Here is an 8699-nt window from a genome sequence, read left to right as displayed (position 1 = left end):
CCCAGGCGCAGATGATAATGGGCTATCAGGGGATCGATAAGCCGCGTCCTGGCGGCGAGATCCGGATCGTTTCGCTGCAAGTCCTGCATTAGCAGCTCATAATCCGTCTGGATATGCTGGTCGCCCAGCCATTCGGTATGGTCGAGCGACAATCCGCTGCGGCCTTCGATCGATGGATCAACCTGCTGCAGCGGCGAAGTTGATCTGAACTCGGCACGTGGATCCGAACGGCCGTCCAGACCGGCCGGTTCCCGGCCACTTGCCTGCTCAGGGGACAACCCCGACGCTGCGTTCGCCTCAACGACTTGCTGGTACTGCCGAAGCCGCTTGAAAGAGATAGTGTGTTTTCCCATGTCTTCGGTGAAGTCTTGGTAATCTTTTTTCAACGACCATTGCTGCTGATCACTGCCGTTGAGCCGGCTCGCTATGCTCTCCCTACCCCTGGTTTGCAGCCAATCACTAAACTTTCGTTGATTGCTGGCCAGTCTCCAGACGACTCTCCTCTGCGAAGTCGAGTCCGGTCGGAGCTTACTCAGCTCTTCGTTGGCGAAGCTATCAATCATGAGGGCGTCGTCGGGATGGGGATCATGCTGTTTCAACTGCGACTCAGCGCCTAGATACTGCCGCAGCCGATCGAGACTCACGTTTATTTTTACTTCAACGTTAGTAGTAAATTCCCTAAAATCGTCCTTCAACGACCGTTGCTGCTCATCACTGCCAGTCAGGCGACTGCTTATGCTCCCCCGACCATTCTTTCGGAGCCAATTACTAAACCTCCGTTGATTGCTGGCCAGATTCAAGACGCCTTTCCTCTTGGAAGTCGAGTCCGGTCCGAGCTTGCTCAGCTCTTCATTGGCGAAGCCATCAATCATGCGGGTGTCGTCGGGATAAGGATCATGCTGTTTCAACTGCGACTCAGCGCCTAGATACTGTCGCAGCCGATCGAAACCCACGCTTATTTTTACTTCAACGTTAGTAGTAAATTCCCTAAAATCGTCCTTCAACGACCGTTGCTGCTCATCACTGCCAGTCAGGCGACTGCTTATGCTCCCCCGACCATTCTTTTGGAGCCAATCACTAAACCTCCGTTGATTTATCGCCATATTCTGGACAACTTTCCTCTTGGAAGTCGAGTCCGGTCCGAGCTTGCTCAGCTCTTCGTTGGCCAAGCCATCAATCATGAGGGCGTCGTCGGGATAAGGATGATGCTGTTTCAACTGCGACTCGGCGCCTAGATACTGCCGCAGCCGATCGAAACTCACGACCACTTTTCCCTCGGCCTCGGTAAATTTCCTAAAATCCTCCTGCAACGACCGTTGCTGCTGATCAGTACCCGTGAGTCGGCTGACTATGCTCCCCCTACCCTCCCTTTTGAGCCAATCGCTAAACTTTCGTTGGTTACTGGCATTTTTCTGAGAAATCGAGACCGGTCCGAACTTACTCAGCTCTTCCTTGGCCAAGCTATCAATGACGCGGGCGTCATCGGGATAGGGATCATGAATTCGGCGGCCCATCAGGCGCGGCCCAGCTCCAACGGCTTGGAGTTCTTGCCCCTCAGGTCCGAGCCTCCTGAAATGAGACAGCGCTGAGTTAAGACGGTTCTGATCGTCCTCACCGCTTGCCCAATAATCCGCGATATCAACGGCTAGTGAATCTGGATCGTTTAAAAACCGAGAAGCCATCGAATCTCTGTTTGCTGCTCGGAGCCAACGAGCGAACCTCCTAAGAATCCCTAAATTGTTCTCGACGGTAGCCTCGGGAACCCTTCCGTCCCCTCGGCCGATGCTACCGTCGGGTAGAATTTCGTAGTTTCGGACTGCTTCCGCGAACTGGTTGATACGGGTCTCGTCATCAGGATGCATGTCTCGGTCGGCGGGGCGACCACGCTTGCGAACCTTGGTTGAGGCCACGTGAGTCTCCGTTGCGGCATCGACGTCTTGCTGCCCCGAACCCCTCTCCGGCGCCAGCGACTGCGGCGTCACTCGCATCGAACCGCCCACGGAACTGCGACGCGGCACACGGTCGCCGGCGTCACTATCGTGCGAACCGAGGCGCAAGTCGGTCGGATCCTGTTCCATCTCTCGGCTCTCTGAATAGTAGTCGTCGATCCAGGCGTCCGTCTCGAAAGCTCCGGTCACGTCTTCGATCCACCCACTTACTTCGCGAGAATCGTCATCGCGCGGCTGGTTCCGTCTTGGGTACATCGATGCCGGTCCTCCGGAAATCAAATTTGGAACCTCGATCCTAATGCCTGCCGGCCGCCGCCCAGCATGCTAAACCCAGATCCAATCATGCCCTCAAGGCATGGCCGAACGCTATATGGCGACGGCCTGCCGACAATCGTCTGCACTCGACCATCAGGCCGGCGTAAGCGCTCTCCCTCTCGCACCTTGACCACTAGGTTTATGCCGTTTCGAATAGCGTCGCCATGTTCGAGACGGAGCTTCGCGCCGATTGCAGTTATGCTGCCCGTTGACCACTGAATGACGTGAGATCGAAATCATTACTTGGTCGCGGCTCATCTGCTACCAGCTCCAAAAAAATCATCCTTAGTTAGCACAAAGCCGATCGGCCGGCCTTTCGCCGATAGGCCGTAGATGTCCAGGTGGATCACTCTGGAAGACACGCTTAGATGAATTAAGCCAAGGCAGCCGCGTTCTCAACTTCGCAGTCAAGGGCTCATCGGTGATTTCAATATCAAGCCGCTTAAAAACTACACCAGGGAAGCGCGTCCCTAGCTTTGCGGGATCGATCTCGTAAACCGTTTAGGATTCCCTTTATCGGCAAAGGCGACAAAGGTGGGTAGCTGACTGTTGTCAACATTATACGGTCGACGACCTTTGGCGATCCGCAGTGTATCGAAGTCAGCGGGTGCCAAACTTCCAACGCTGTTCTTAACACCGAACGTACGCAGTACGTTAAATTCATAAATATTGTAAATTATGCTACCGCTTGGAGGCCTGCGGATCGGCAGGATATATACGGTGCCTTTGCCCCCAAGATCGAAGATCAAAGCCTCGCCGTAAAGCCGCGTGGTGCCCCCATTGCCGATCAGACTCTGTGTCACCTTCGAATAGGAAACTTCCATGACTGATGAACTTTCGACCGGCCGCCCGTCGACAGTGGCCAAAGCGATCACCTTAAAACGGACCGTTGCACTCTCGCCCTGGCATCCCATGAGCGGAAGCGAAACCAATGAGGCAATGAGCGTCCTTCGAGTATACGGCATTGATCAGACGAGGCGCTCCGAGATGGAAGCACACTATTAAGCGATTCCAGTAAGAGATCACTTAACGGCTCAGCATCGCATCCAGCCGTAAAACATCTGTTGCAGTCTTCACCGAGCAGCTTGCATATGCATAGGCGGCGACATCAAGACCAAGGACCATATACTTTAGATTTTTGAATGATCGCTGCGGGCCGACAGACGCCTTTACGCACCTATCACCCTGCCGGGTAATTCCACGGCAGGAGACCCTCAATCTGGCTCTGCTTGTGGCCGTTAACGATGGCGGTGAGCGTGCTGGTCAAATACGCAAACGGATCGACGGCATTGAGCTTGCACGTCTCGATCAGCGAGGCGATGGTCGCCCAATTCTCAGCTCCGGTGTGATGACCAGCGAAGAGAGCATTCTTCCGGTTTAGCGCCGGACCTGAGTCATTGTGCACTCCCTCTTTAAGTATCTGTAAACATTGGAAGCGTCTCCGTGTCGGGAATGCGACACGGGCGGCCCTTTCGGGCTATCGCGGCTTGGACGGTCGCCGAAGTCAGGTCGCTGGCCCGGATTTGATACGGCGCGCCGGGAACCACCTGCTCGGCAGACAACACGTTCGTGTTGATCAGGTGGCGTATTCGGTGGTTGGTCACGCCCAAAACCGCCGCAGCTTCTGTCATGGTCAGCCATTCGCCATCTTTGCCGGCTGATTTGTACGCGTGGATCGCGCGGACGCGCCTTACAGAAGCGACCCGGTGTGCGGTCCAGGTTTTTCCTTGCCCCGTGGGCATTCCCATTCGATTGAGCGAGGCGGCGATATGTTCATCGGACCAGCGTCCTGCCATGCTCCGCATCACTGCCAAAGCATCTTCCGTTGTGGCGCACCCGTGTTCCCCCGTCTGGGGCTTGCGAACCTTGAGCTCCGAATGCTGACCGCCTTTCCAGTGGATGGTCAGCACCACGTCGCGCACCTCATCATCAACATCGACAACGATGTCGGCGATCAATGTACGCAGCAGTTGCTGGCGCACGCGCATGGTGACATCCGGCGACTCCCAGGCCGCCTGCAGATTGTCGGCGAGGTTTGCGAAAGTGCCTGGGTCAACTTCGATGGTTGAAGGACTTTCGGCAGGCCTGCGCACTTCCAGATCACGGACGCGGCGTAGCGCCGTTTCCCAATTCTTCTCAAGCTGTGCAGCTATCAGGCGGTTGTCGGGATCGCATGCCGCATAGCGGCGCTCGGCGAGGCTAGCCTCGTAGCGGGCCTGTTGTCGCTCCAAATCGTGAATGTGGCGCTGGTCTTCCTGTCGCTCCCGATGCATCCGCTCTGCTTCAAAAGTCGCCTCGATCGCTAATGGTTCTACCGCGCGCAACAACTCGCGCGCAACCGCCGCATCGACCTTCGAGCCGCCGAACGTCATGCAACGGGGCAAGCCCATCATCAGATTCTGTTTGTAGCAACGATAGACAGGGCTTTGCGGATTGCCCGTATAGGCAACACTCAGCCGCCGCCCACACCGTCCGCAAGTTAGGAGACCCGATAATAATGCTTTGCCGCCACGGCCCGATTTAGTCCCACCCGAGCGGCCATAATTATTGAGCGCCAGTTGCTGTTGGTTACGCTCGTATTCGTCCCAACTGATGTAACCTTCGTGATGGTCCCGGATCATCACCTCCCAGGTACCGACGGGCTTGCCGTGCCCGTAACTGCGCCGAGCTCGTCCATCGACGATGGCAGTCCGCTTCTCGCTCTTCCCATAGACGTAAACGCCGGCGTAGAAAGGGTTTTTGAGGATGCCGATCACATTGCGATAACGGACTGGGATCCATACGAAGTTGGTCATGCGCCCTTCATCCCTGGGCCGAGGGAAGTGAATCTGATCTTTCGTCATCGACAGCAGCACCTGGCGCGCGCTTCCAAGCTCGTGGAAGCGGGTGAAGATGGATCGGATTACCTCTTGCAGACGCAGATCAGGATCGAGCCCGAGCCCGGCCTCGCGATGCCAGATGTAGCCGAACGGAACGGAAAGTCGCAATTCGCCACGGCGCGCTTTGGATCTGGCGGCATCGAGCATGCGGGCTCTCAGCACGCCCAATTCGAACTCGCTGATACTTCCCTTCATGCCTAATAACAGACGGTCGTTGGGCCGGCACGGATTGTAGACGCCGTCGTGGTCTATGACGCGGGCTTCAACGAGGCCGCATAGTTCGAGCAGATGGTGCCAGTCGCGGCCGTTGCGTGCGAGCCGTGAGGCGTCGAAGCAGAAAACGGCACCAACTTTGCCGGCGCACAGTAGGGCGACAAGACGATCGAAGCCGGGGCGCGCGACCGTTCCGCTGGCAGAGCGACCCAGGTCGTCGTCGATCACCTCGACGTCGCTGAAGCCGCGTTGTCGCGCAATGTCAACAAGATCATACTGCCGTCGCTGGCTTTCCAGATTGGTTATAACCTGCGACTGCGTGGATTGCCGCACATAAACGACGGCCTTGCGCGCGAGCAGCGCTGTCGGAATCAAATCAGTGCTGGTCATCGTTGAGCTCCTCGACGACCAGACCGGCCGCCTGCATCAGCAGGCAAGCCAGAGTTGCTACCGCCTTCTTGCGGTCCTTGTCGCTCACTCCGTCGAGCGTCCGAGGTTTGAATATCAGGTCGAGCTGCCGGCGTGACGCCGGCACCAGCGTATTGCGGGATCTCATCGTCTTCCTCCTGAGTGATTCTACGTCCACCTCGGAAGAGTGCAGGCTTGTCGCCGCCGGTGACCAGCCTGTTCAGTTCGATCAGCGCCGCAAGATCGACACGTGCAAGACCCATGGTCATGACGCCGCACACCACAGGATCAATCATCCAGCCCGAAATCGAGACCACGACACCTGTCGGCCCCAAAACCTTCAGAAACCGACCCGTCGCTCGTTCTTCGACGCGGCGAATTGAAACCCTCTGGCCAAAATACGGATGCCAGCGATAGTGAACCTCGACTTCATCGCCGACATGGGCAGAATGAACGGGGCATTGCTATCGGTCGGATGGTTCTCTCGACACTGTTGTTGTCGATCTCGATGCGGCCGTCAGCCACAAAGATGCACAGGCCATCCCAGTATTTGGCAATATAGTTGAGAGCCTCGCCAAGTGGCGACTTGCCAGCAACACGCGCACGATGATGAGTGAGCCAGGTCCGCATGTCCGCGATCAGCGGTGCTGATCGTTCTTGCCTTCCCGCAAGGCGAGCTTCGGGATTGAGACCGCGCAACTCAGCTTCGATGCGATAAAGTTCACCAATGCGCCTGACGCCTTCCTCAGCAATGGGCGCTGTGCCAGTACGGGTGATCTCGACCAGCTTGCGCCGCGCATGCGCCCAACAATAGGCGAGCTGAATGTTGGGACCGACGCGGTCCGGTGCAGTCAGGCGATTATATCCGGCGTAGCCGTCAACCTGAAGGACGCCCGCGAACCCCTGCAATATCCGTTCAGCATGCTGCCCGCCACGGCCGGGCGCGTAGGTGAAGGCGACTCCTGGTGGACCACCACCGCCCCAGGGTCGATCATCACGAGCAAGCGCCCAGAAGTACCCGATCTTGGTTTTACGGGAACCGGGATCAAGCACTGGCGCACGGGTCTCATCCATGAACAGCTTCGTGGAGCGCTTCAGGTCGGCAATCAAGGCGTCGAAGACCGGACGCAGTTCGAAAGCTGCCCGACCGACCCAATCGGCAAGCGTGGAGCGGTCGAGATCGATGCCCTGGCGGCTCATGATCTGAGCCTGCCGGTAGAGCGGCAAATGGTCGGCGTATTTGGACACCAGCACATGCGCGATGGTCGCCTCCGTCGGCAAGCCGGCTTGGATCAGTCGTGCCGGAGCCGGAGCCTGCGCAACGCCGTCGGTGCAGGCACGGCACGCATATTTGGGGCGGCGTGTGACGATGACGCGGAACTGCGCCGGGACTATATCCAGTCGCTCGGAGACATCCTCGCCAATGCAATGCAGGCAACCGCCGCAGGCGCAGATCAGGCTTTCCGGCTCGATCGCTTCTTCGACACGAGGAAGATGCTTTGGAAGGGAGCCCCGATTGATCGCGCGCGGCCTGATGGCCCTATTCCCGGTAGGAGTATCCGCCTCATCCTCGGCATGAATTGATGCCATGGCCGTTTCCAAGTCTTCTAGTGCCAGATCGAACTGGTCAGGATCACTCTTCTCGGACTTGCGCCCGAAAGCTGCCTGCCTGAAGGCCGCGACCAGCTTCTCAAGCCGCTCGATCCGCTCGTCCTTGCGGGCCATCTGGGCGTCTTTGCCTGCCTCGCGTGCCTTGGCTGCGATCAGCATCGCCTTCAGGGCAGCCACATCATCGGGAAGATCGGCGGTGTTCAGCATGGCCGGAACCTAGCAAATCCCGCACCCATTTGCCTTTGGAATTAGCCGTCCTGAGTCATCGTGCCGCAGCTATTCGATGGTCTCCGGCGTTCTCGTCTTGACGGCATGAACCCGCCGCCAATCGAGGCCTGCAAACAGGGCTTCGAACTGGGCGTGGGTCAGCGTCATCAGTCCATCCTTGATACCGGGCCAGGTGAAGGTGTGCTCTTCCAGCCTCTTGTAGGCCAGGACGATACCGGAGCCATCCCAGTAGATCAGCTTCAGCCGATCTGCCTTGCGCGACCGGAACACGAAGACCGTTCCGGTGAACGGGTCCTTGTGCAGCTCGTTCTTCACCAGTCCCGCCAAGCCGTCATGCCCCTTGCGGAAATCCACGGGTTTGGTCGCCACCATGATCCGTACGCGGTTCGATGGAAAGATCATGCCGTGGCCGCCAGGACACGCGCGATAACGGCGATCCGGGTGGCAGATGCTCCTTCCTCAAGACGGATGGTGACCGCACCGACGACGATCTCGGCACGGGAGGTCTGCTTGGCGGCTGGCGGCTCCGGCGCGGGAGTCTCGACAACCATGGCCGCGAATTCGACTACGTCCTCCGGCTCAGGCAAAACCAACTTGCCCCGCCGCGCCAGTGTTCGCCAGGATGACAGATGGTTGGCCTTCAGACCGTAGCGTTCCGCCACTTCGTTCACCGTCACGCCCGGTCGAAAGCTCTCCGAAACGATCCTTGCCTTGACCTCGTCAGGCCATTGGCGATGAACCTCACGTCGGCCCCGCCGCGTCGTGAGAACCTCCAACGTAGTCTCCATGGAGAAACTCCTTGTCGCTCGTCCATGGAACGTCGATCACAGATCAGGCGACAGCGAGCAATGTGGGAGCAGAACACCGGTTACAAGGCCGGCACATGGCTTGAGAGGCTCGCCAGCTTGCCGCTTGCCATGCGGAGCCCGCTAAAATTGGCCTTCATTTAAGCAGTTCGAGTGATGTGTTGGACATGCAGCGTGAAGGGTGCCGTCAGGATTTCCGGTTCCAACCAATCCATCCGCCGGCCTTTCTGATTTCGCCGCCTCAGGCAACGGAACCATATGCGGTGTAGCTGCTGACAGAACCCGTTGCG

7 protein-coding genes and 2 pseudogenes are annotated in these 8699 nt (G+C 57.9%); 1 reads left to right on the top strand and 8 read right to left on the bottom strand.

Annotated features, from left to right (window positions below; all coding sequences use genetic code 11):
- The coding region (locus tag K6N12_RS33380) for a hypothetical protein (protein ID WP_312038664.1) at positions 1-2138 on the bottom strand (2138 nt) is incomplete at its 3' end.
- A 596-nt stretch (positions 2139-2734) separates the two neighbouring features.
- Complete coding sequence (locus K6N12_RS33375; protein ID WP_018247177.1) at positions 2735-3088, bottom strand: hypothetical protein; 354 nt, start codon at positions 3086-3088, stop codon at positions 2735-2737.
- Between K6N12_RS33375 and K6N12_RS33370 the strand changes: the two genes are divergently transcribed.
- Complete coding sequence (locus K6N12_RS33370; protein WP_004675977.1) at positions 3087-3269, top strand: hypothetical protein; 183 nt, start codon at positions 3087-3089, stop codon at positions 3267-3269. The genes K6N12_RS33375 and K6N12_RS33370 overlap by 2 nt on opposite strands.
- 175 nt (positions 3270-3444) lie before the next feature.
- On the opposite strand, the pseudogene K6N12_RS33365 reads toward K6N12_RS33370, so the two are convergent.
- From K6N12_RS33365 to tnpA, 6 genes and pseudogenes are all read right to left on the bottom strand, one after another.
- Positions 3445-3648: pseudogene (locus tag K6N12_RS33365) on the bottom strand (transposase domain-containing protein); the annotation flags it as partial.
- Between the two features lie 28 nt (positions 3649-3676).
- On the bottom strand, positions 3677-5746 hold the full coding sequence (locus tag K6N12_RS33360; protein WP_004675975.1) for a recombinase family protein: 2070 nt from the start codon (positions 5744-5746) through the stop codon (positions 3677-3679).
- Complete coding sequence (locus K6N12_RS33355; RefSeq protein WP_004675974.1) at positions 5733-5912, bottom strand: hypothetical protein; 180 nt, start codon at positions 5910-5912, stop codon at positions 5733-5735. Before K6N12_RS33355 ends, K6N12_RS33360 begins: the two co-directional genes overlap by 14 nt.
- A 305-nt stretch (positions 5913-6217) precedes the next feature.
- Positions 6218-7582: pseudogene (tnpC, locus tag K6N12_RS33350) on the bottom strand (IS66 family transposase); the annotation flags it as partial.
- Positions 7583-7651: 69 nt separating this feature from the next.
- Positions 7652-8005, bottom strand: a complete 354-nt coding sequence (gene tnpB / locus K6N12_RS33345; RefSeq protein WP_018247174.1) for an IS66 family insertion sequence element accessory protein TnpB — start codon at positions 8003-8005, stop codon at positions 7652-7654.
- Positions 8002-8391 (bottom strand): IS66-like element accessory protein TnpA, encoded by a 390-nt coding sequence (gene tnpA, locus K6N12_RS33340; RefSeq protein ID WP_004675971.1) that lies wholly within the window; start codon positions 8389-8391, stop codon positions 8002-8004. Before tnpA ends, tnpB begins: the two co-directional genes overlap by 4 nt.
- Between the last annotated feature and the right edge of the window lie 308 nt (positions 8392-8699).

The sequence above is a fragment of the Rhizobium redzepovicii genome (assembly GCF_019793435.1).
GTDB classification, from domain to species: Bacteria; Pseudomonadota; Alphaproteobacteria; order Rhizobiales; family Rhizobiaceae; genus Rhizobium; species Rhizobium redzepovicii.
This window is presented reverse-complemented; position numbering and strand designations above follow the sequence as displayed.